This is a genomic window from Mesorhizobium sp. WSM4813, from assembly GCF_055811555.1.
In genome coordinates this window covers 58,151-79,743 of the sequence record NZ_JBVVQU010000004.1, presented here as the reverse complement: position 1 = coordinate 79,743, position 21,593 = coordinate 58,151, and the positions used below count along the sequence as shown (strand labels likewise).

Here is a 21,593-nt window from a genome sequence, read left to right as displayed (position 1 = left end):
TGAGAAAAGGTCCACGCCGTGGTGCTAACGCAGCCAACCAACCGCCAGTTCCTTGGCGGCATCGAGCGCGCGTTGCGGCAGCGAGCCGACGCCAACCGACTCGGCGGCGAAAAGCGGCGTCTCCTGGCTCAGCGTATCACCGATCCAGACCCGCAATGCACCCACTGGTTGCCCCTCCTCCACCGGTGCTGCAACCGGCCCGTCATAGACGATCTTGGCGGTCAGCTTGTCGCGGTTGGCGATGGGCAGGAAGATGACCACGGGCGCTTTTGCCTTCAGCGCCACGCCGGATTTCACACCGCCGAAAACCTGGGCCTCGCCGACCACCTCGTCCTTGGCGAAAATCTCGGTTTTCTCAAAGGAACGAAGGCCCCAGTCGAGCAGCTTTCGCGCTTCCTCGGCGCGCTCGCGGTCGCTTGCCAGGCCGCTCATCGCCGCAATGACCCGCCTGCCACTGTGGCTGACCGAGCCGACGACGCCAAACCCGGATGACTCGCTCCTGCCGATCGCCAGGCCGTCGGCGCCGATATCCATCGCCAGCAGAGGGTTGCGGTTCCTCTGGGTGATCTTGTTCCAGGTGAAATCCTTTTGGCCGTAATAGCGATAGAGGTCCGGGTACTCGCGCCAGATATGCAGGGCCAGAAGCGCAAGCTCTCGAACCGTCGTCTGCTGACCGTCGGCCGGCAGACCGGTTGAATTGACGAATGTCGATTTATCGAGGCCAATCTGTCTTGCGCGCTCGGTCATCTCAGTCGCGAAATTCGCCTCCGATCCCGCAAAACCTTCGGCGATGATGATGCAGCCGTCATTGGCGGCCTGAACCGTCACGCCCTGGATCAGGTCTTCAAGCCGGATCGTTGACTTCAGCTTGGCAAACATTGTCGACGTTCCGGATGGCGCGCCGCCGGTGCGCCATGCGTTCTCACTTACCACGAATGTGTCGTCGAGCGTTACGCGCCCCGATTTGATGGCGTTGAAAACCACCTCCATCGTCATCAGCTTGGCCAGCGACGCCGGCTGAATTGGCCTGTCGGCATCTTTGGAAAACAGCACCGTTCCGGTTTCGGCATCGATCATGAAGGCCTGCTCGGCCTTGGTCTCGAAAAGCTGCGCCGCGGCCGGCGCCAGCGAAAGCAGCAGGAGGCCAAAACCCAGGAGCCCGGCGAGAGGCGCGGCGAAGCGAAATTTCATGAGAAGTTCGACCTGTCAGCCGGTATTTCTCGGCAAGCTCTACAAGTTATCAGGCTTTGTCCCGGCCGATCAACCGCGCGATGGACAACAGGGCAAAACTTCAGGTTTTGCCGGTCAGTTCCGAACCACGAGCGCGTCTGGTGCGCCATGCGACCATGCCGCCTGCAGCATCTCGTCCAGACCACTATGGCCATCCGAATAGAGATTGACCGAATACCAGTCCTTACCCTCGAATTCGGAGCGCTGGATTTCGGTCTTGCCGAAGCCGGAAAGCTGGGTTGCCACACGCTGCGCCTCGGCGGCATACTCGAACGAGCCCGCCGCGATATAGTCCGTGGGCGAAGCGGCCGAAGGAATCTGCCGTTTCCACGATTGAAGGATTTCGGCGGGCGACATGCCGGCGCCATCCAGCGCGGCAAAGACATTGGAGGCGCGCTGCACGCGTTCGTTCGCGTAAGACAGCGTCGCTACGTTGAACGGCGATTGCGGCGGCAGACCGATCTGCGGGCGTTCCGGCACGATCGGCCCGAAATCGGGCAGCGTCACACTCCCAGCGGCCGGCGTCTGCGCCGCCACGACAGGCTCTGCTGATGCGGAATTCGTCAACTGACCGGGAAAGGCAGCGGCGGCGGCCAACGCCGTGCTCGGCGATGGTCCGTTCATGGCGATCATGACACCGGTGGGCAGGCCGTCCGACGGATCCGGCGCCCTGTTGCCGGGATGGTAAGAGGCCATCAGATACTGGTCGTCATTGCCGTGAAGCGGCGCCCGGCCGACATATTCGACCTTCACCTTGGCCGTGCCAATATTGGCATAGTCGAGCATTTCGGCGGCGCGCTTCGACACATCGATGATGCGCCCGTCATGGTAAGGACCGCGATCGTTGACGCGCACGACGACCGAGCTGCCGGTCTTCAGATTGGTGACGCGTGCATAGCTCGGCAGCGGCATTGTCGGATGCGCACCGGTCAGATGTGTCATGTCGTAGACTTCGCCGTTGGCGGTCAGCCTCCCGTGGAAGGCTTCGCCATACCAGGAGGCGAGACCCATCTTGGCATAACGCTTGTCTTCCTTCGGGTAATACCACTTGCCGCGCACCTGATAGGGCTTGCCGAGCTGGTCGCGTCCGCCGCCACGCTGCAGGCCCGACATCTTGAAGGTGACGCGCGGGCTGGCCTTCACGCCGTATTCGGATTCGGAAAAATATTCCTTGGAGCGGGGTTTCTTGTTGACCATCGCCTTCGGCTGTGGCGCGGCGCAAGCCGCCAGCAAGGCAGCCGACAAGGCAAGCAACGCGAACGCGGAAGCGCGACGAAGACGCGGGCGCGCCGTGCTTTGCATTTTTCGATTGTCCCCTCTCAACAAAGACACCGCAACTTAACCGTCGGCAGGGCCAAAACCCACCCGACAAATGCCAGCGCCACCTTGATTCGCAATCCCTTGTGCACAGGAATTGTTTATTACCGTATTAACCCATTGTGGTCGGAACCGGGCGAGATTGTGGCACAAACCGTCGCGGCGATCGCTGTGAAAAATCACCGCTTTTCGACCCTCGGCGCTCGCTGTTCGCCTTGCTTCAGCCTCGCCGTCAAGCGTCGATGCCCTGACGCTGACACGAAAGGGCCGCGGCCGGTTGACAGGACTTCGCTAGGCGCACTAGAGCATTGAGGCGCGGACGATCTCTAGGCGCAGGCAGCGTCAACCGGTACGAGTTGAGATCAGGACGAGCATCCAAGTGGTTGAAAAATCACGATGGAGGGATGGCCGAGCGGTTTAAGGCACCGGTCTTGAAAACCGGCGTGGGTGCAAGCCCACCGTGGGTTCGAATCCCACTCCCTCCGCCAGATACCATTGATATTGCTGGATGATCTACAATACCAGCATACCTACGTTGAATTCAGCGCACAGGTTGCTTCGCTTCTGAACCTGCTCCGATAAGCTTGGGAACAAGAGCGGTGCTCAGTGCTCTCGGCCGTGCAACGCCAACTCATCCGGCTTCGTCGCCTCCAGAAATAGCAGAACGGCATCGCTCAACCCGAGTGCGCCGCGGCCCGTGCATAACACGACATAAAAGGAAAACGCCAAGTTTGAGGCGCAGCTTGCGATAGCCTGCGCAATGATACGCGCAACAAAGGCGTTCTATTCTTTGTCCTACCGTTTGCGGCATGACAAAAGCTTGTAACCGGGAACAACCACTCAAGACGCGTTTCTTGAGAAGACCGGCTTCTTGTGCACGAGCGGGCCGGACGCTCGCAAATGCCGCGCCGGCGTTTCAATCGCACCCGCCTCATGATTTGGGAGCGCATGTTTGATCAAGTTTGCGCAGATGAACACATCGATCCTTTAAGTCGCGATGCCGAAGCCTTGGCGGCGACGATTGTCGCAATCTTCCGAAATATTACTACCAGTGAGCGCGAATTTCTGGAGGCAGTCCGGTTTTCGTCGCTCAAAGGGCGCAGAGAAAGCGCACTAGTTTGGCGGTGTTCCGAGGCGAATAGTTCTAGTCCCCCTTTGGCACAGCCGGATTGGCATCGTAATTGCCCATTGAGTCTCGCCAGAGTGTAGCCACAGCGCTTGTGAAGGGGATGGAAATGGGTTTAGCCGAAGACTTGTTGGACGTTGTCCTCACATTCGACTGTCCGGATTGCTCGCATCCGGCAGTAAGGAAGGGCTCTGCGCTGAGAACGATCGCGCACTTCAGATGCGACGGGTGCAACGCCAAGGTGCGGATCACTTATCCGCAGAAGCTAGCGATCTTCGAAAAGCACAAGCTATTGGCCGCGCAAGGGGCGTTGCGATAACTCAACGCTCTGCGGTTAAGAGCCCGTTTTGAAAGTCGCTCACCATGCCCATCACCTATTTCGGTCATAGCTCACGTCTGTAAGATCGAGTGCTTTGGTGTCGTGAGGTCGAACGCTTTTTGCCTGGATTAACCGCAACCGCAGACTGGCAAAGGACTTTGAAGCACCCATCAATTCCGCCGTCCGTCGCGGAAAGGCGGATGAGATAAACTTGCGTTACCTGCGATCAAATTCAACCCGAAGTGGTTTGAGTTTGATCGCAACGATCTGCAGGAATAGAGGAGGACCGTCTGGCGATGCGGGGGCTACGCCATCGGACAATAATTGTACATCGCTTAAACAGCAGCGCCGGCACCTTTGAGGAGGTTTAGCGCAGCGACAACCAGCCGTACAATCGGATCCTTGGTGGGCGTCCAACCCATTCGAAAGAGGCGCCGGCTCGGCTCGGCGCCCCTTTCCGCTTCCTCACTTCTCCGACCACACTGCCAATTCGTAGCCGTCCGCATCGGAGAAGTGGAAGCGGCGGCCGCCCGGGAAGGAATAGGCGGGCTTGACGATCTTCCCGCCGGCCTCCTCGACGTGGCGCTGGGTCTCGTCGAGCTGGTCGGCGTAGAGGATCACCAGCGGCCCGCCTGCCGCCTTGCCCTGGCCGCCGAGGGCGAAGCCGCCAGTCAGGCGGCCGTCGTTGAACTCGCAATAGCTCGGCCCATAGTCCTTGAAGGACCAGCCGAAGGCCTTGCCATAGAAGCCGCGCGAGCGCGTGATGTCGCCGACGGAAAACTCGACATAGTCGATGCGCTTGTCGTTGCTGGATTTGGCCATGGTCTTCTCCTTTCGCGGTTTTTGGAAACTCAGCGTTCGAGCATTGCCTTCAGGGTATTGAGGTCGCGCTGCACGGCCTCGGCGTCGGCAGCGAATATCTCCTCCGTCATCTCCGGCGTCCTCAACAGCACGAACATGACCTCGGCGCCGGTCCCGTTGGGAACCACGCGCACCGCATTGCGGGTTTCCTTGTCCTCGGCAAAGACGATGTGATCGAGGACACCGAATTCATTGGGCCGGGAGAAGCGGATGCGGATGAGCCGGCCGTCGGGGTCCTGCGCGGTCCATTCTTCGCCCGATCTTTCGAAGTGCCGGCCGAGGCCTGCCGCCCAGCGCTGGAAATTCTCCGGGATGGAGGCGAAGTCATAGACTTCGCGCCAGTCCCGGTCGATGGGCACGGTGATGATGCGGGATTTGTAGACGGTCATATCTGCCTCCTTTCAACGAAGGCAGACTAGACGGAGCTGGCTGTGGCGTATTGAACGAAACGGCCAGTTCAGGCGCCGAGCTGTCGCAGAACCGTCGCGGGCGAGAAGCCCGACAGGCGCCGCACCTCGCGCGTCAGATGCGCCTGGTCGGAATAACCCGCCTCGAACGCAAGATCGGCTAGGCGCGGCTCGGCGGACTGCCGCGCCAGGTTCAGAAACCGCTGGAAGCGGAGAATGCGGTCGAGCGTCTTTGGACCATAACCGAAAGCCTCTTGGCAGCGGCGGCGAAGCGTTCGCGGGCTGACGTCGAGCCGGTCGAGGATCACCGCCATGCCCGGACCGGCTGCTTCCGTTTTCAGCGCGTTGAAGGCAAATCCCATGTCCGCAGGCGGCGGCTCGACATCGGGCGCAAGCCTAGAGAGTGCCGCTTGCATCGCCCGCATCCGCTCCGTCGTGGAGGATGCATCGCCAATTCTCTGGGCGATTTCGCGCGCCAGCGCTCCCCAGAAGTGGCTGAGCGCCAACCGGCGGCCAACGATCTCCGACATCGGCAGGCCGAGCCACCGGCTTGCCGCACCCGGTCGGAAGCGGGTACCGATCACGGTAGAGCCAGGTGTCAGCGCAGAGAGGACAACGGCCACGTCTGGGCCCGCTACGGCCAGATCGCCGTCGATCCAGGTGATGTCGACGCAGCCGTCGGGGACCACGGCCGATAAGTTCCCCGCGTCCGGGCGCAATGTATTGGACCAGACACACTGGAAATGCCCATCGAGTGCGGCCGGAGGATCGACCTCGCGGTACTCCCCGATTGCTTGGGAAAGGATGGGCGCCCCGGAAAGGACGGGTGTGTTGTCGTCAGACGTCACGAGCCTCTCCTGTGAGGAACACTTTCTAAGGCGTCGTACTCTTCGGTCCCCGAAATCTATTGCGGCTCTCGGCGATTTCTACCCCCGATCAGGCGGTTTGCCGGCCTTGTCCTCAAGCGGTCTCTTGACGCGCGGGAACCATACACGTTAGGGCGTCCGGGCACTCCACGTGAACGATCGGCGACTAAGCAAGGAAATTCCAGCTGATGGAAATTTTTACCGCCGCTGGCCTGTCGGCCCTGCTCCAGGTCATCGCCATCGACCTTGTGCTTGCCGGCGACAATGCCATCGTCATCGGCCTTGCTGCGGCAGGCCTGCCGTCGGATCAGCGCAAGAAGGCGATTCTCGTCGGCATTGTGGCGGCCACCGTGCTTCGCATCTTCTTCGCCCTGATCACTCAGTGGCTCCTCACCATCGGCCCGATTCTCCTCATAGCCGGCGGCCTGCTGCTGCTTTGGGTGTGCTGGAAGATGTGGCGCGAGTTGCGTGTCAGCCACGAGCAGGAACATGACGCGACGGAATCGTTGTCGAATGTCGATTACGACAAAAGCGGGACGATTGGCGGCAAGGGACCGCGCAAGACCTTCGCTCAGGCAGCCTGGCAGATCGTCATTGCCGACGTTTCGATGTCTCTCGACAACGTCCTTGCAGTCGCAGGCGCGGCGATGGACCATCCGACGGTCCTGATCATCGGCTTGGCGCTGTCGATTGCGTTGATGGGCTTCGCCGCTTCGTTTGTCGCACGCCTCCTGCATAAGTACCGCTGGATTGCTTATATCGGCCTCGTGATCATTCTCTACGTCGCCGTGAAGATGCTTCTGGATGGTGCCGTGCAGCAGTTCCCCGAACAGTTTGCATTCCTGGCGCCCTGGTTCGGACCGGGCGGTCATTGAGCCTGACCCTTGGCAGTGCAGGCCCGCCGAGCGGCGCCAAGCCATTCCTCGGTTTGCTTGATTGCGGAACTATGCTATTGCGCCGTGCAATTGAGCTTCTGCGAAAGTTCAAAAGATCAACATGTATCGAGACTTCCGGGCCGGGCCTTAGGGTTTCCGGCCCGCGTCCATTGGAAACCGCACATGTCTGCCCCTCGCGTCAGTTTCGTCAGCCTTGGATGCCCAAAAGCCCTCGTGGATTCAGAGCGCATCATCACACGCCTTCGCGCCGAAGGCTACGAGATCGCGCGCAAGCATGACGGCGCCGATCTGGTCGTCGTCAACACCTGCGGCTTTCTTGATTCGGCTCGCGATGAATCGCTCGACGCCATCGGCTCCGCCCTTTCGGAGAACGGCAGGGTCATCGTCACCGGCTGTCTGGGCGCCGAACCTGACGTCATCCGCGAGAAACACCCCAACGTTCTCGCCATCACCGGTCCGCAGGCATACGAGAGCGTGATGGCTGCGGTGCATGAGGCCGCGCCCCCGAGCCACGATCCCTATGTCGACCTGTTGCCGCCGCAAGGCGTCAAGCTCACGCCGCGCCACTATGCCTATCTCAAGATTTCGGAAGGCTGCAACAACCGCTGCACCTTCTGCATCATCCCGGCGCTGCGCGGCGACCTCGTCTCGCGGCCGGCGGCCGACGTTTTGCGCGAAGCCGAGAAACTGGCCAAGGCCGGCGTTAAGGAGATACTGGTCATTTCGCAGGACACCAGCGCCTACGGCATCGACATCAAATACCAGACCAGCATGTTCGGCGATCGCGAAGTGCGGGCGAAATTCCTCGATCTGTCGGAGGAACTCGGCAAGCTCGGCGTTTGGGTACGCATGCACTATGTCTACCCCTACCCGCATGTCGCCGATGTCATCCCGCTGATGGCCGAAGGAAAGATCCTTCCCTATCTGGACATCCCGTTCCAGCACGCCTCGCCGCAGGTTCTGAAGAACATGCGCCGGCCTGCCCGTGGCGAAAAGACCCTCGACCGCATTCGCGGCTGGCGCGAAATCTGTCCGGATCTGGCGATCCGCTCCACCTTCATCGTCGGCTTCCCCGGCGAGACGGACGACGATTTCGAAATGCTGCTCGATTGGCTGGACGAAGCCAAGATCGATCGCGCCGGCTGTTTCAAATACGAGCCGGTCAGGGGCGCCCGCTCCAATGATCTCGGCCTCGAACAGGTGCCGCAGGAAATCAAGGAAGCGCGCTGGCACCGCTTCATGCAGCGCCAGCAGAAGATCTCGGCGACGCAGCTTGCCAGGAAGGTCGGCAAACGCCTGCCTGTCCTGATCGACGAGGCGCATGGTACCTCGGCGAAGGGCCGCACCAAATACGACGCACCCGAAATCGACGGCTCGGTGCATATCCAGTCGCGGCGCCCGTTGCGCGCCGGCGACATCGTCACCGTTAAGATAGACCGTGCCGACGCCTACGATCTCTACGGTTCGGCGGTCTGATCGTATCTCGCTCTACAGCACCACGCGTCATTTCGGACGCGCAAAGAACGCTGTAGCACTTTGATTTTGCGCATGATCCTTTCCGAAATCGATCCCGATTTCGGGGTCATGCGCAAAGCGAAAGGGCGCCATGCGGCGCCCTTCCTTCTCATGATTGGCCCCGTCTGCGCTTACTGCGGCAGCTTGTCGTCGACGCCCTTGACGTAGAAGTTCATGCCGAGCAGCGTAGCGTCGTCGGCGACTTCGCCTTCCTTCAGCCACGGCGTGCCGTCCTGCTTGGCAATCGGCCCGGTGAACGGGTTCCATCCTTCGACGATCTTCTTCTCGGTGGCTTCCGCCATCGCCTTCACGTCATCGGGCATGTTGGTGTAAGGGGCCATCTTAACGGCGCCGTCCTTGATGCCCAGCCAGACATTGCCAGGCTTCCAGGTGCCGTCGAGTGCAGCCTTCACCCGGCCGATATAATACGGGCCCCAATCGTCGACGATCGAGGTCAACTGTGCCTTGGGAGCGAACTTGATCATGTCCGAAGACTGGCCGAAGCCCTGCAGTCCGCGCTCTTCGGCGACTTGCAGGGGAGCGGTCGAGTCGGTGTGCTGGACGATGATGTCGGCACCCTGGTCGAACAGAGCCTTGGCGGCATCGGCTTCCTTGCCCGGATCGAACCATGAATTGACCCAGACGATCTTCGCCTTGAAATCTGGCTTGATCGATTGGGCGCCGAGCATGAAGGAATTGATGCCCATCACCACTTCGGGAATCGGAAACGAAACGATGTAGCCGGCGACGCCCGACTTCGATTGCTTGGCCGCGATCTGGCCGAGGATGTAGCGGCCTTCGTAGAAACGTGCGTTGTAGATGCCGAGATTTTCGGCCGTCTTGTAGCCGGTCGCGTGTTCGAACATCACGTCGGGAAACTTCTTGGCGACCTTCACTTCGGGGTCCATGAAGCCGAATGACGTGCCGAAAATGATCTTGCATCCTTCGCGCGCCAGGCGCTCGAAGGCACGATCGGCATCGGGACCCTCGGAGACGTTCTCCAGATAAGCGGTCTCGACCTTGTCGCCGAGTGCCTTCTCTACATCCAGACGGCCCTGGTCATGCTGGTACGAATAGCCGAAATCGCCGATCGGGCCGGTATAGACCCAACAGGCTTTCAGCTTTTCCTGCGCTTCGGCGGTCACCGCCGCCGACAATGCTGCCGCCGTGGCTACCAGCGCAATAAGCAGTTTTTTCATCGTGTTACCTCTCTGAGTTAAGCCTTGGAGCTTCCCGTTTGTTTTTATTGTCAACGATCCGGAACGAATGGCTGCCCCAAGGAAGCCGGTGTGTTCATCATCGTCAAACGCTTGTTACGCGAGATTAGAACGAGAACCACGATGGTTGCCAGATAGGGCAATGAAGAAAGCAGTTGCGAGGGAACCGGAATACCAAAAGCCTGTGCATGAAGCTGGCCGATCCATACCGCGCCGAAGATATAGGCGCCAGCCAGCACCCGCCATGGCCGCCATGACGCGAACACGACCAGCGCCAACGCGATCCAGCCGCGCCCGGCGGTCATGTTCTCCACCCATTGCGGCGTATAGACCAGCGACAGGTGGCCCCCGGCAAGGCCTGCACAGGCGCCGCCGAAGATCACTGCCAGGTAGCGGTAGCGGTTGACCTGGATGCCAAGGGCATGGGCCGATGTGTGACTGTCGCCGATCGAGCGCAGCGTGAGTCCGGTGCGGGTCCTGAACAGGAACCACATGACCGCGGCGGTCAATGCAATCGAAATGTAGAAGATCGGGTCCTGGCCGAATAACAACCTGCCGAGGACGGGGATCGCTGTCAGGCCGGGAATGTCGAGGTTTGGCAGCCTCGCGCCGGGCTGGCCGACAAAGCTAGTGCCCATCATGCCGGAAAGCCCGAGGCCGAGCAGCGTCAGCGACAGGCCGGTCGCCACCTGGTTGGTGGCCAGCGACAGCGTCATGACGGCGAACAGCAGCGAAAACACCGCACCCAAGGCGATCGCCGCCAACAACCCGATCCACGGCGATCCGGTGAGATAGCCGGCGCCGAAACCGCCGACCGCCCCCATGATCATCATCCCTTCGACACCGAGATTGAGCACGCCGGAACGTTCGACCACCAGCTCGCCGATCGCCGCGATCAGCAAAGGCGTCGCCGCGGTTGCGATGGTCAAAAGAATGTTGACGGTGATGTCCATCAGCGGGCCTCCTCCAGCTTCGGCGCGGATTCAAGCTTCGGCGCGGCAAAGCCGATCAGACGAATGCGGTAGTGAATGAGCGTGTCGCAGCCGAGCACGAAGAACAGGAGCATGCCCTGGAACACGCGCGCCACCTTATCGGAGATGCCGAGCGCGCTTTGCACCGCCTCGCCGCCGAGATAGGTCAGTGCCAGCACCAGGCCCGCAGCGACGATGCCGAGCGGATTGAGCCGGCCGAGGAACGCCACGATGATGGCGGCAAAGCCGTAGCCGGGCGAAATCACCGGCTGCAGCTGGCCGATGGCGCCGGAGACCTCCGAGATGCCGGCAAGTCCGGCGAGTGCACCCGACAGCATGAAGGCGAAGAACACCATTCGGTTGATACCGAAGCCGGCGAAGCGCCCTGCCCTGGGGCTTGAGCCGAGCACGCGGACCTCAAAGCCTTTCAGCATGCGGCTCATCAGGATCCAGACCAGCACCGCCGCGACCAGCGCGAACACGAAGCCCCAATTGGCGCGGCCGGAGGCCGGCATCAGTTCGGGGAGAATGGCCGAATCGTTGAACTGTATCGTCTGCGGGAAATTGAAACCCTTCGGATCGCGCCACGGTCCGCGCACCAGCCAGTCGAGGAACAGCTGCGAGACATAAACCAGCATCAGGCTGGTCAGGATCTCGTTGGTGTTGAAGCGCGTCTTGAGCACAGCGGGAATGGTGGCATAGGCGGCACCGCCGACCATGCCGAACAGCAGCATCAGCGGCAGCACCAGCGGCCCTTCAAACTGCGGAAACAGCACCGGAATGCTCGAGCCGACGATGCCGCCCAGGATGAATTGGCCTTCTGCACCGATGTTCCAGATGTTGGCTCTGTAGCAGACCGACAGGCCGACCCCGATCAGGATGAGCGGTGCCGCCTTGATCGCCAGCTCATGCAGCTGCCAGACCTGACTGACCGGCTCGAGGAAGTAAATTTGGAACGCCTTCAAAGGATTGACGCCAAGCAGTGCGAACAGGATGGCGCCCGCAATGATCGTCAACACGAACGCAATGAAGGGCGACAGCGCCGAGAACAGCATCGAGCGCTGCGGCCGTTTGACGAGTTCGAGGCGCATCATGACGTCTCCAGAGCGTGTTCGGCGTGGCCGGGCTCGGCCCCGCCCATCAGCAGTCCTATCTTTTCAAACGTGGCCTCAGCGATCGGCAAGGGCTTCGATAATTCGCCATTGTGCATCACCGCGATCGCGTCGGATATCTCGAACAATTCGTCGAGATCCTGGCTGATGACCAGCACCGCTGAGCCGCTGCGCGCCAATTCGATCAGCATCTGGCGAATGTGGGCGGCCGCACCAGCGTCGACGCCCCATGTCGGCTGATTGACGACCATGACGCTTGGCCTACGGTCGAGTTCGCGCCCAACAATGAACTTCTGCAGATTGCCGCCTGAAAGCGCTGCCGCCTCCGGGTCCGGGGCGCTCTTGCGCACATCCATCGACTTGATGATGCGCTGGGCAGCGGCATAGATCGCATCGCTTTTGACCATGCCGCCGGCGCCGACAAACACCTTGCCGTCGGTGGCATGGCGCGACAGAAGCAGGTTTTCCGAAAGCTTCATGCGCGGTGCTGCACCGTGGCCGAGCCGCTCTTCCGGCACGAAGGCAGCGCCGATCAGCCGCCTGCCGGTGATGCTGAGGCCGCCGGCATCCTTGCCGCGGATGCGCACCGAGGCGGCATCCTGCTGCGGCACCTCGCCGGAAACGGATTCGAAGAACTCGCCCTGGCCATTGCCGGCAACGCCTGCAATGCCGATCACTTCGCCGGCGCGTACCGTCAGGTTGATGTTCCTGAGCGGGATCGAGAACGGCGTCGACGGCCTGCGGCTGAGTGTGCGAATTTCAAGCAGCGGCTGCGCGGTCTCGATACCCTGGGCGGGTTCGCGCACCACCGCCTGAACGTCGTTGCCGACCATCATGCGTGCCAGAGATGCCGCGGTTTCCTTGCGCGGGTTGCAATGGCCAACCACCTTGCCGTGGCGCAGCACGGTGGCGCGGTCGCAGATGCGCTTGACCTCTTCCAGGCGGTGCGAAATGTAGAGGATGGATTTTCCTTCCGAGCGCAACCGTTCGAGCGTCGCGAACAGCTTGTCGGCTTCCTGCGGCGTCAGCACCGAAGTCGGCTCGTCGAGAATGATGAGCTGCGGCGTCTGCAGAAGGCAGCGGATGATCTCTATACGCTGGCGCTCACCGACCGACAGGTCGCCGACCAGCGATTGCGGGTCGAGCGGCAGGCCGTAGCTGTAGGAAAGCGCCCTTGCCTTCGCGGCAATCGTGCTGATCGGCGAACCGTCGTCCAGCGACAGCGCGATGTTCTCGGCCGCCGTCAGCGCCTCGAACAGCGAAAAATGCTGGAACACCATGCCGATGCCGAGCTTCTTCGCAAGGCCGGGATTGGTGATCGTGACCGCCTGACCGTTCCAGAAAATCTCGCCCGAATTGGGCTCCAGTGTTCCGAACAGCATTTTGACGAGCGTCGACTTGCCGGCGCCGTTCTCGCCGAGCAACGCGTGGATTTCGCCTTTTGCGACGTTGAGATCGACATGGTCGCACGCGGTCAGCGTGCCGAACGTTTTGGTAAGGCCACGGACCTCAAGCAGGTTTGCGTCGTCCTGATTTGCACTCACAGTGCCTCCCATCTGGTTTGCCAGATATATTCTGTGTTCCCGCAGGCATCGTATGCGCGGCCTGCTGTCATCGCAAAGCGGCACCCGTCTTGAAAGAGCTTCAAGAATTTCAGCGGAAACCTAACGCATCGGCCCGAAAATCGAAATCGATTTTCGGAAAGCACGATGCGTAGATTAAAATGTTAGAGCGTGCTTTTGTGCGTCCAAGTGGACGCACGCCGCTCTAAGCGATAGCAAGGCTCAGGGGACAAGAATGGTTGTCCCGGTCGTCCTGCGGCCTTCAAGGTCGGAATGCGCCTTGCCAGCATCCTTGAGCGCGTAGCGCTGGTTGATCTTGATCTTGACCGCGCCGCTGAGCACGATTTCGAACAGCGCGGCGGCGGACGCCTCCAGGTCTTCGCGCCTGGCATTGTAGACGAACAGCGTCGGACGGGTTGCAAACAGCGAACCTTTCTGGGCCAGCAACGACATGCTGAACGGCGGGACCGGTCCTGACGATTGACCGAAGCTGGCGAACATGCCGAGCGGCTTCAGGCAGTCGAGCGAGGCCGGAAAGGTGTCGTTGCCTACCGAATCATAGACGACATCGCATTTCATGCCGCCGGTGATGGCCAGCACACCGGCGACGAAATCCTGCTCGCGGTAGTTGATGACATGGTCGAAGCCATGCGCCTTGGCGAGTTCGATCTTGTCGGTGGAGCTGGCGGTGCCGATCACGGTTGCGCCAAGATGCTTGGCCCATTGGCCGAGGATCAGTCCGACGCCTCCGGCCGCCGCGTGAAACAGGATCGTGTCGCCCGCCTTCACTTTGAAGGTACGGCGCAGCAGATACTCCGCCGTCATCCCTTTCAGCATCATGGCGGCCGCCTGCTCGTCGCTGATGCCGTCCGGCACCCTCACCACGCGGTCGGCGGCGATCACGCGCTGCTCGGCATAGGCGCCAGTCGTCACGGCGTAGGCGATGCGATCGCCCGGCTTCAGCCAGTCGATATCCGCGCCCACTTCCACCACCACCCCGGCCGCCTCGCTGCCGGGTATAAGCGGGAAACCGCCTGGCGGCGGATAAAGGCCGGAGCGATGATAGACGTCGATGAAATTGAGGCCGATCGCCGTGTGCTTGACCAAGATTTGTCCTGAGCCGGGTTGGCCCGGATCGGCGTCCTCATAGGTCAGAACCTCCGGACCGCCATTGGCGTGGATACGGATCGCTTTGGACATTTTCTGGCTCTCTTGGGATCAAGCTTTATTGTCGTCCGGCTTGGCGCCGAGCGTTGGAAAGAGCTGCATGATACCGCCGATGCACGCGAGGTAAAGCCCGGTGACCGTGATGCCGATCTTGGTGAAGACACTAACCTGCTCACCCAAGACACCGATCTGGTCGTAGAAGGCGGCAAGAGCTGCCTGCGCCAGCGCCAGCGCTCCGAAAGCGCACCATAGCAGCGTCATGCCAAGGTTGATCGGGCGCAGCCGCACCACCCGCACCGGGTGGATGAAATTGATTGGCACGAAGGTCAGAATGCCGGCCACCACGACCACGGCGAAGGAAACCCATTGTCCCGGATCGATGACGAACAGCGTGAACACCACCATGTTCCAGACCACCGGAAACCCCTTGAAGAAATTTTCCTTGGTCTTCATACCGGTGTCGGCATAGTAGATCGCGCTCGACACCACGATGATCGCCGCCGACAGGAACGACAGGCCCTCACCCATGAAGCCGCGCTGGTAAAGCGCGAAGGCCGGTATCAGCACGTAGGTGACGTAGTCGATGATGTTGTCGAGGAGTTCGCCCGACCATGTCGGCAGGATTTCCTTGACCTCGAGTTTCCTGGCGATCGGCCCGTCGATACCGTCGACGAACAGCGCCAGCCCCAGCCACCAGAACATCGCCGTCCAGCGCTGCTCGCTCGCAGCCACCAGCGACAGAAACGCCAGGAACGAGCCCGACGCGGTTAGCAGATGGACCGAAAACGCGCGCGCCTGCGGCCACGTGACTTTCTTCTTTGGCCTCGGAATTCTGTCAGTGATTTTCCTGGCCGTTGTTCTTTTGCTCACGGGCCCCGCCAGTCCAGCTTGCAGATTTCGGCCGAGCGGCCGGCAAAATTCCAGTTGCGGCCGAAGGCACGCATCTTGCTCTTGTCGGACTTGGCGACGATGATTTCCGGTGCGATCCAGTACTCCGAATTGCTGATCACCGTATCCTTGTCGCGGTCCTTGCCCGGGATCGGCGTCACCGCTCCGTCGATGATTTTCGGTATCTGGAAGATCCGCGTCCTGTCACGCGTCTCGTAGGTGATCGGTACTTGCTCGACGCCAAGAAACTTTCCGACCAGGATGGAGAGCAGCGAGGTGGTTCCGCCGGCCTTGCCGGTGAAAATTTTCGTCAATGCCTTGACCGCGTGGACTGAGGCGCGCTTGTCGATGAACAGTCCGGCGGTCCAGTTGCCGCGGCTCATATAGCCGGGGATTTCCATGACCAGCCCAAGGTTGAGGCCGGACAGGTCGACCTCGCCGAAATGGCCGGCATCGATGCGGAACCCCGCCCAGGTCTGACAATAGCCCTCGGTCGGCGGATGACTGCCGAGAGACAGCACGCAAGGGCAAAAAACCGTGCAATTGCAGGAGAGCACCAGCTCTCCCTTCATTGCCCAGCCTTGATCTGCCATCGAATTCTCTCCCTATGCCGAGATTACTAGCAGGGTGGTTGCCCAGACAAGCAGTATCGCACCGGCGATCCGGGTTGGCAGCCTGCCCGTCGTCTGTTTTTCGATCAAGGTGAACAGGCCGATCAGCGCCATCCAGAACACGTTCATCACACCGACGGCGAACATCACCAGCATCAGCGCCCAGCAGCAGCCGAGGCACCAGACGCCCTGTTCCATGCCGAGCCGGAAAATCCGGCCGGGCCGCGCGCTCCAGTTCGAAAACAGGATCGAGAACGGGTTTTTGCATTTCATCAGGCAGGCTTCCTTCAGGCCGCTGAACTGGTAGAGGCCGGCAACCAAAAGTGCGGCTGCTCCGATCGCTCCGACCACCGGATCGAGTATCTGCACAGATGAGGCGTGGACGATGAGCGTCAGCGCCGCGAACGCTGCCGACGCAGCCAACCACACGCTGAGATAACCGGCGACCAGGACCAGCGGATGGACGACCGGTGCGGCCTTGATCCGCGCGGTATCGGCGATCTCGCAATAGGTGCGGATCATCGCCGCCGCCGAGGGCAGCATGGTGGCGACCGCCATCAGGAACCACATGACGATGAGCGATCCGGCCTGCGCGCGGCTGCCCCCGTCGAGCGGCGCAGGTGCAAGACAAAGGGTGAAGAAGCGCTCAAGAAAATCCGGCAGCGGCAGTTGCGGCAGATATCTGAGCAATGTGTCACCGGGTGCATCGATGCCCGGAACCCGGCTTTCGGCGCCGCGAATCGCCATGGCGCCGAGAAGCAGCCAGGCCAGGAGGACGCCGGCACCCAAAACGATGTTCACCGCCAGTCGAGGATTGCGCGAGACGCTCGCCGCGGCACGGCCGAAACGGTCGAGATGACTGAAATCATGGTCTTGGCCGATCATGGCAATCGAATGGGCCGAATCGCCGCGTTGATCAAGCTACATGATCTGACCTATAGCTCATTCAGGTCGGACCGACCGCCTCGCATCGCAACCGGGAAGCCGAATTTGGACCATCGGGAGACAGCACGGATACTGGTTGCCGGCAACGGCCCGGCAGGGCTGATCGCAGCGCTTGGTTTTGCGGATGCCGGCTTTCCCGTAACGCTCGTCGGACCTGAGGCAAATGGCCAAGACGGCCGCACGACGGCCTTGATGAACCCGGCCCTGAATATCCTAGAACGGTTGGGCGTCCTCGATGAGGTGAGGTCCAAAGCCGCACCGCTGAAGGTGATGCGCATCGTCGATGCAACCAGCCGGCTGATCCGCAGCCCGGTGGTCATTTTTCGTGCCAGCGAAATCGGCGAGGAGCAGTTCGGGCTGAACTTGCCCAACAGCGCGCTCAACCCCGCACTTGCCGGGACTGTTGCCGCGCATTCCGGCATCGAATGGCGAAAAGCGATGGTGGAGACCTGGCGCCTCGACGCCGATCATGCCCATGCGATCCTGTCTGACGGCAGCGAGGTTGCAGCATCGCTCGCGGTCGCTGCCGATGGCCGTCTGTCGCCGGCCCGCGAGGCTGCCGGCATCTCGACATCCGCGCGGTCCTATCCGCAGGCCGCACTGGTTCTCAATTTCGGACACCGCAGCGACCACGCTTTCACCTCGACCGAATTCCACACCGAGACCGGTCCGTTCACCCAGGTTCCCCTGCCCGGCAACCGGTCCAGCCTTGTCTGGGTAGTAGAACCGGAAACGGCGAAAGAACTCGCCGCACTGGACGATGCTACGCTTTCGATGCGGGTCGAACAGCGGATGCAATCGATGCTGGGCCGGGTTTCTGTCGAACCCGGCCGGCAGATCTACCCGCTTTCCGGCGTGACGCCCCGGTGCTTCGCGCGTAACCGGGTGGCCCTTGTCGGCGAAGCCGCCCATCTGTTTCCGCCGATCGGCGCGCAAGGTCTCAACCTTGGTATCAGGGATATCGATGATCTGGTTGGAATTGCTTGCAAAAACAGGGCTGACCCGGGCACCGTCAAGGCACTCGCAGCCTATGATTTCAAGCGCTGGCCCGACATCCTGGCGCGCAGCAGTGCGGTCAACCTGCTCAACAAGTCGCTGCTCTCGGACATGCTGCCGGCACAGATGGCGCGCAGCGCTGGCCTCGGCGTGCTCGGCGGCTTCGCGCCGCTTCGCGCCTTTTTCATGCGCGAAGGGCTGCGGCCCGGCAGTGGTTTTGCGGCGCTCGTCGGCGGCTTAAGAAAACAAGTCAAGCGGTAGCACGCCCTCGGGCTAGCCCGTAGTGACGGGGCGTCAAGCGCTGCGGCATTGAATTGATGCGGCGTCTGCGTCAAGTAGGGTCAGGTATCAGCCCTAAGTCGGGCTCGATTTTTTGAAGCGTAATGCGTAAATTCAAAGTCTTAGAGAGTCTTTGCGCATTCCAAGGACGCGGCGCTCCTAGGACTTAGTGGTGAGTACGATGATGAAAACAGCCAAATTCTCGATCGGGCAGGTGGTGCGCCACCGGCTGTTTCCGTTCCGCGGCATCATTTTCGATGTCGACCCGCAATTCGCCAACACCGACGAATGGTACGAGGCGATCCCCGCGGATGTGCGGCCGCGCAAGGACCAGCCCTTCTACCACTTGCTCGCTGAGAATTCGGAAACGGAATACATCGCCTATGTGTCTGAGCAGAACCTGCTCGAGGATCAGTCTGGCGAACCGGTGCGGCATCCGGAGATCGGCGAGATGTTCGACAAGAGGCCGGACGGGCGCTACGAGCCGAGACGCCAGTCAAGACATTGACCTTGACGAAATTGCGGGCCTGACCGGGATCAGGAAATGGCTGGCCGAAACGAAAAAAAGCGGGGCATGACCCCGCTTTTTCCTTAGAAATTGCGCCTGAGGGGCGATCAGTTGGCGGTCTTCGCCTTGTCCTGCTCTTCCTTGAGCTTCTTGGCGAAGTCCTGATTGTTCTTGGCAACGAAATCCTGAAGCTTCTTCTGCCGATCCTCGATGTCCGACTGCTGCAGCGGCGGCCCGTCGAAGGCGCCGCTAAAGCCGGTCAGCGCGACCTTGATCGGGTTCGGCTGGTTCTGGAAATTGACCGAGGTGAGCGTCAGGTTCGAACCCTTCTTGAAGGAGGCGACGAGCTGGTCGGTCAGCGGCACTTCCGCCACACACCGGTCAGGGAAGCAGATCACATAATCGAGCTTCTGCGCCTTCCCGGCATCGATCTGCAGGCCAATGCCGGGAGGAACCAGGCGGCCGGTCGGAACCGTCACCTGGAACACCTTGCGGTTCACCTTGCCCTTCAATTCGATCAGGCTGACGCCGGTGACGAGCTGGCCGTTGCCGGCAGTGGTGATGTTCTGGACATTGCAGATGTCGACGTCTTCCTGCTTGGTGCAGGCTTTGAACCAGCCCTGCGGAATCTGCTGCTGCTGCGCAAGAGCAGCGGGAAGTTGTGCGCCCAGAAAGCCGACCACGCCAGCGGCCATGACCGACAAGCGGTACGCGTTGCTGTTCAGGCTCGTCATATCGTGCACTTCCTCTCAAATGATCCCAGGACCGGCTTCTTCGCGCCGTGTGGTCCAGCTAACTGTTGCCGAAATGAGGCAACAGAATGACTTCGAACGGCGTGTTACACTGCAAGCGGTGCCGAATCCAGCCCGATAGTCGCAATTCTTGAGCTCGCGATTGGCCGGGAGGCGGCCGGCTCATGTTAGGGTGCGCTCCGAATCATCAAGCCGACCCAGTAAGGAGACGGTCATGGGCCGCGTTCTTGTTTGGCTGATCGCCGCGATCTCGTCTATCACACTTTCGCTTCAGCCAGCTGTGTCTGAACCGAAACACGCGATCGCCATGCAAGGCGAGCCGGCGCTGCCGGCCGACTATACGCATTTCAACTACGTCAATCCCGATGCGCCGAAGGGCGGCAGCATCACCTATTGCGTCGTCGGCAGCTTCGACAATCTCAACCCGTTCATCCTGAAAAGCCTGCGCACAACGGCACGCGGCATGATCGATAGGATTTTCGGCAATCTCGTCTTCGAGCCATTGATGCAGCGCAACGACGATGAAGCCTTCAGTCTTTATGGCCTGCTTGCCGACACTGCCGACATGGATCCGGAGCGCAAGAGCATCGAATTCCACCTCGATCCGAGCGCCAAGTGGTCGGATGGCCAACCGGTGACTGCGGAAGACGTGCTGTTCACGTACGACGTTTTTACCGAGAAAGGCCGGCCACCCTACAGCGCCCGTATGAGCATGGTCGCTAAACTCGAAAAAATCGGCGACCGCAGCGTGCGCTTTCAATTCAATGACAAGGCTAACCGCGAGACCCCGTTGGTCATCGCGATGACGCCGATCATACCGAAGCACGCTTTCGACAAGGAGACCTTCGACAGGACCACGCTGAACCCGGTGATCGGCAGCGGCCCGTACACCGTGGCGCATGTGGCGCCCGGCCAGCGCATCGTGTTCAAGCGCAACCCAAATTATTGGGGCAAGGACATCCCCGCCAAGCGCGGTTTCGACAATTACGACCAGATCACCATAGAATATTTCCTCAATGCCAACGCCAAGCTGGAAGCTTTCAAGAAAGGCATCTGCGCCATCGACGACGACAGCGATCCGGTCAAGCGCGAGCGCGATCTCGACTTCCCGGCCTTCCACAAGGGCGACGTGATCGCCGAAACGTTCGACACCGGGATCCCGCCTGTGGTGACGGGGTTTCTGTTCAACACACGGCTGCAGAAGTTTTCCAGTCCGGTCGTTCGACGCGCGCTCGGCATGCTCTACGACTTCGAATGGGCCAACAAGAACTTGTTTGGCGGCAAGTATATGCGCACCATGAGCTATTGGCAGAATTCCGAGCTTTCCGCGCTCGGCCATCCGGCCGACTACAGGGAAAAGGCGCTTCTGGCACCCTACCCGGGTCGTGTGCCAGCCGATGTCATGGACGGCACCTGGCGGCCACCCGTCACCGACGGCTCGGGCCAGGACCGCAAGGTGCTGAAAGCTGCCTTCGACATATTGAAGGGCGCGGGCTACACGTTGCAGGATGGAGTGATGCTCGATCCCGAGGGGGAACCCTTCGGCTTCGAGATCCTGACCGCCTCGCAGAACGAGGAGCGCCTTGCCGCCATCTACCAGCGCACGCTGGCGAAGATCGGCATCGCTGTCACCATCCGCAGCCTTGACGGCGACCAGATCCAGTCGCGCAAGCAACGTTTCGATTTCGATGTGCTGATCGGCACCAGCGGCTTCGAGAACTCGCTGTCGCCGGGCATCGAGCAGCTCGGACGGTGGGGGTCAGCGGCCGCCAATGCCGAAGGGTCATTCAACCTCGCCGGCGTCGCCGATCCGGCGATAGATGCCGCACTAGAGGCGATGCTCGACGCCCGCAGCCGCGAAGATTATGTTGCCGCCGTCCGGGTCCTCGACAGGTTGTTGATCTCCGGCCACTACATGGTTCCGATGCAGCACAACACGCAGCAATGGCTCGCCTACTGGAGCTATCTGGAACATCCGCGAAAGACCCCCATATCTGGCTATCGACTGCCGACATGGTGGCGCAAGCCGAAGTGACCTCTTCGGAACA

General features: G+C 60.9%; 19 protein-coding genes and 1 tRNA gene. 6 read left to right on the top strand and 14 right to left on the bottom strand.

The genetic code is table 11. The features are described 5' to 3' along the window. Positions 1-24 precede the first annotated feature (24 nt). Both AC0L25_RS03265 and AC0L25_RS03260 read right to left on the bottom strand, forming a co-directional pair. Positions 25-1,191: a D-alanyl-D-alanine carboxypeptidase family protein gene (locus AC0L25_RS03265; protein ID WP_473594188.1), complete on the bottom strand. Its 1,167-nt coding sequence runs from the start codon at positions 1,189-1,191 to the stop codon at positions 25-27. 114 nt (positions 1,192-1,305) lie between these two features. After that, the gene (locus AC0L25_RS03260) at positions 1,306-2,532 is read right to left on the bottom strand and encodes a septal ring lytic transglycosylase RlpA family protein (protein WP_473594187.1); all 1,227 of its coding nucleotides are present in this window, start codon (positions 2,530-2,532) and stop codon (positions 1,306-1,308) included. A 413-nt stretch (positions 2,533-2,945) separates the two neighbouring features. Here AC0L25_RS03260 and AC0L25_RS03255 point away from each other — a divergent pair. Then, positions 2,946-3,035: transfer RNA gene (locus AC0L25_RS03255), tRNA-Ser, on the top strand. Positions 3,036-4,457: 1,422 nt separating this feature from the next. On the opposite strand, the gene AC0L25_RS03250 is transcribed toward AC0L25_RS03255, so the two are convergent. From AC0L25_RS03250 to AC0L25_RS03240, 3 genes are all read right to left on the bottom strand, one after another. Then, the gene (locus AC0L25_RS03250) at positions 4,458-4,814 is read right to left on the bottom strand and encodes a VOC family protein (protein ID WP_473594186.1); all 357 of its coding nucleotides are present in this window, start codon (positions 4,812-4,814) and stop codon (positions 4,458-4,460) included. A 29-nt stretch (positions 4,815-4,843) separates the two neighbouring features. Further along, positions 4,844-5,242: an SRPBCC family protein gene (locus tag AC0L25_RS03245; RefSeq protein WP_473594185.1), complete on the bottom strand. Its 399-nt coding sequence runs from the start codon at positions 5,240-5,242 to the stop codon at positions 4,844-4,846. A gap of 68 nt (positions 5,243-5,310) precedes the next feature. Continuing rightward, positions 5,311-6,108 (bottom strand): helix-turn-helix domain-containing protein, encoded by a 798-nt coding sequence (locus AC0L25_RS03240; RefSeq protein ID WP_473594184.1) that lies wholly within the window; start codon positions 6,106-6,108, stop codon positions 5,311-5,313. A 206-nt stretch (positions 6,109-6,314) separates the two neighbouring features. Between AC0L25_RS03240 and AC0L25_RS03235 the strand changes: the two genes are divergently transcribed. Both AC0L25_RS03235 and rimO read left to right on the top strand, forming a co-directional pair. Beyond that, positions 6,315-7,001: a TerC family protein gene (locus AC0L25_RS03235; protein WP_473594183.1), complete on the top strand. Its 687-nt coding sequence runs from the start codon at positions 6,315-6,317 to the stop codon at positions 6,999-7,001. A gap of 183 nt (positions 7,002-7,184) precedes the next feature. Further along, the gene (gene rimO / locus AC0L25_RS03230) at positions 7,185-8,498 is read left to right on the top strand and encodes a 30S ribosomal protein S12 methylthiotransferase RimO (RefSeq protein ID WP_473594182.1); all 1,314 of its coding nucleotides are present in this window, start codon (positions 7,185-7,187) and stop codon (positions 8,496-8,498) included. A 170-nt stretch (positions 8,499-8,668) separates the two neighbouring features. Here rimO and AC0L25_RS03225 read toward each other — a convergent pair whose 3' ends face one another. From AC0L25_RS03225 to AC0L25_RS03190, 8 genes are all read right to left on the bottom strand, one after another. Beyond that, a complete protein-coding gene (locus tag AC0L25_RS03225) occupies positions 8,669-9,736 on the bottom strand; it encodes a BMP family ABC transporter substrate-binding protein (protein WP_473594181.1) in 1,068 nt (355 codons plus the stop codon). A 50-nt stretch (positions 9,737-9,786) separates the two neighbouring features. Continuing rightward, the gene (locus AC0L25_RS03220; protein WP_473594180.1) at positions 9,787-10,707 is read right to left on the bottom strand and encodes an ABC transporter permease; all 921 of its coding nucleotides are present in this window, start codon (positions 10,705-10,707) and stop codon (positions 9,787-9,789) included. Beyond that, the gene (locus tag AC0L25_RS03215) at positions 10,707-11,819 is read right to left on the bottom strand and encodes an ABC transporter permease (RefSeq protein ID WP_473594179.1); all 1,113 of its coding nucleotides are present in this window, start codon (positions 11,817-11,819) and stop codon (positions 10,707-10,709) included. Before AC0L25_RS03215 ends, AC0L25_RS03220 begins: the two co-directional genes overlap by 1 nt. Next, positions 11,816-13,393: an ABC transporter ATP-binding protein gene (locus AC0L25_RS03210; RefSeq protein ID WP_473594178.1), complete on the bottom strand. Its 1,578-nt coding sequence runs from the start codon at positions 13,391-13,393 to the stop codon at positions 11,816-11,818. Before AC0L25_RS03210 ends, AC0L25_RS03215 begins: the two co-directional genes overlap by 4 nt. A gap of 228 nt (positions 13,394-13,621) precedes the next feature. Then, a complete protein-coding gene (locus tag AC0L25_RS03205; protein ID WP_473594177.1) occupies positions 13,622-14,599 on the bottom strand; it encodes a quinone oxidoreductase family protein in 978 nt (325 codons plus the stop codon). 18 nt (positions 14,600-14,617) lie between these two features. Next, positions 14,618-15,397, bottom strand: coding sequence for a phosphatidylcholine synthase (gene pcsA / locus AC0L25_RS03200; protein ID WP_473594253.1), 780 nt, complete (start codon positions 15,395-15,397; stop codon positions 14,618-14,620). 35 nt (positions 15,398-15,432) lie between these two features. Continuing rightward, positions 15,433-16,047: a DUF1326 domain-containing protein gene (locus AC0L25_RS03195; RefSeq protein ID WP_473594176.1), complete on the bottom strand. Its 615-nt coding sequence runs from the start codon at positions 16,045-16,047 to the stop codon at positions 15,433-15,435. Positions 16,048-16,059: 12 nt separating this feature from the next. Further along, positions 16,060-16,950 (bottom strand): DUF2182 domain-containing protein, encoded by an 891-nt coding sequence (locus AC0L25_RS03190; protein WP_473594175.1) that lies wholly within the window; start codon positions 16,948-16,950, stop codon positions 16,060-16,062. A 105-nt stretch (positions 16,951-17,055) separates the two neighbouring features. Here AC0L25_RS03190 and AC0L25_RS03185 point away from each other — a divergent pair, with 105 nt between their 5' ends. Together AC0L25_RS03185 and hspQ are read left to right on the top strand one after the other, a co-directional pair. Continuing rightward, positions 17,056-18,267 (top strand): UbiH/UbiF family hydroxylase, encoded by a 1,212-nt coding sequence (locus tag AC0L25_RS03185; RefSeq protein WP_473594174.1) that lies wholly within the window; start codon positions 17,056-17,058, stop codon positions 18,265-18,267. 202 nt (positions 18,268-18,469) lie between these two features. Next, the gene (gene hspQ / locus AC0L25_RS03180; protein ID WP_029352484.1) at positions 18,470-18,793 is read left to right on the top strand and encodes a heat shock protein HspQ; all 324 of its coding nucleotides are present in this window, start codon (positions 18,470-18,472) and stop codon (positions 18,791-18,793) included. A gap of 107 nt (positions 18,794-18,900) precedes the next feature. On the opposite strand, the gene AC0L25_RS03175 is transcribed toward hspQ, so the two are convergent. Beyond that, the gene (locus tag AC0L25_RS03175; protein WP_473594173.1) at positions 18,901-19,527 is read right to left on the bottom strand and encodes an invasion associated locus B family protein; all 627 of its coding nucleotides are present in this window, start codon (positions 19,525-19,527) and stop codon (positions 18,901-18,903) included. Positions 19,528-19,759: 232 nt separating this feature from the next. Between AC0L25_RS03175 and AC0L25_RS03170 the strand changes: the two genes are divergently transcribed. Further along, positions 19,760-21,580, top strand: a complete 1,821-nt coding sequence (locus AC0L25_RS03170) for an extracellular solute-binding protein (protein ID WP_473594172.1) — start codon at positions 19,760-19,762, stop codon at positions 21,578-21,580. The last annotated feature ends 13 nt before the right edge of the window (positions 21,581-21,593 follow it).

Excerpts from the sequence above, each read along its gene's own strand:
- AC0L25_RS03190 (WP_473594175.1), bottom strand. The coding sequence starts at position 16,950 with ATGATCGGCCAAGACCATGATTTCAGTCATCTCGACCGTTTCGGCCGT.
- AC0L25_RS03210 (WP_473594178.1), bottom strand. The coding sequence starts at position 13,393 with ATGGGAGGCACTGTGAGTGCAAATCAGGACGACGCAAACCTGCTTGAG.
- AC0L25_RS03245 (WP_473594185.1), bottom strand. The coding sequence starts at position 5,242 with ATGACCGTCTACAAATCCCGCATCATCACCGTGCCCATCGACCGGGAC.
- hspQ (WP_029352484.1), top strand. The coding sequence starts at position 18,470 with ATGAAAACAGCCAAATTCTCGATCGGGCAGGTGGTGCGCCACCGGCTG.
- AC0L25_RS03195 (WP_473594176.1), bottom strand. The coding sequence starts at position 16,047 with ATGGCAGATCAAGGCTGGGCAATGAAGGGAGAGCTGGTGCTCTCCTGC.
- AC0L25_RS03235 (WP_473594183.1), top strand. The coding sequence starts at position 6,315 with ATGGAAATTTTTACCGCCGCTGGCCTGTCGGCCCTGCTCCAGGTCATC.
- AC0L25_RS03215 (WP_473594179.1), bottom strand. The coding sequence starts at position 11,819 with ATGATGCGCCTCGAACTCGTCAAACGGCCGCAGCGCTCGATGCTGTTC.
- AC0L25_RS03175 (WP_473594173.1), bottom strand. The coding sequence starts at position 19,527 with ATGACGAGCCTGAACAGCAACGCGTACCGCTTGTCGGTCATGGCCGCT.
- AC0L25_RS03225 (WP_473594181.1), bottom strand. The coding sequence starts at position 9,736 with ATGAAAAAACTGCTTATTGCGCTGGTAGCCACGGCGGCAGCATTGTCG.
- rimO (WP_473594182.1), top strand. The coding sequence starts at position 7,185 with ATGTCTGCCCCTCGCGTCAGTTTCGTCAGCCTTGGATGCCCAAAAGCC.
- AC0L25_RS03265 (WP_473594188.1), bottom strand. The coding sequence starts at position 1,191 with ATGAAATTTCGCTTCGCCGCGCCTCTCGCCGGGCTCCTGGGTTTTGGC.
- AC0L25_RS03220 (WP_473594180.1), bottom strand. The coding sequence starts at position 10,707 with ATGGACATCACCGTCAACATTCTTTTGACCATCGCAACCGCGGCGACG.
- AC0L25_RS03205 (WP_473594177.1), bottom strand. The coding sequence starts at position 14,599 with ATGTCCAAAGCGATCCGTATCCACGCCAATGGCGGTCCGGAGGTTCTG.
- AC0L25_RS03250 (WP_473594186.1), bottom strand. The coding sequence starts at position 4,814 with ATGGCCAAATCCAGCAACGACAAGCGCATCGACTATGTCGAGTTTTCC.
- AC0L25_RS03260 (WP_473594187.1), bottom strand. The coding sequence starts at position 2,532 with ATGCAAAGCACGGCGCGCCCGCGTCTTCGTCGCGCTTCCGCGTTCGCG.
- AC0L25_RS03170 (WP_473594172.1), top strand. The coding sequence starts at position 19,760 with ATGGGCCGCGTTCTTGTTTGGCTGATCGCCGCGATCTCGTCTATCACA.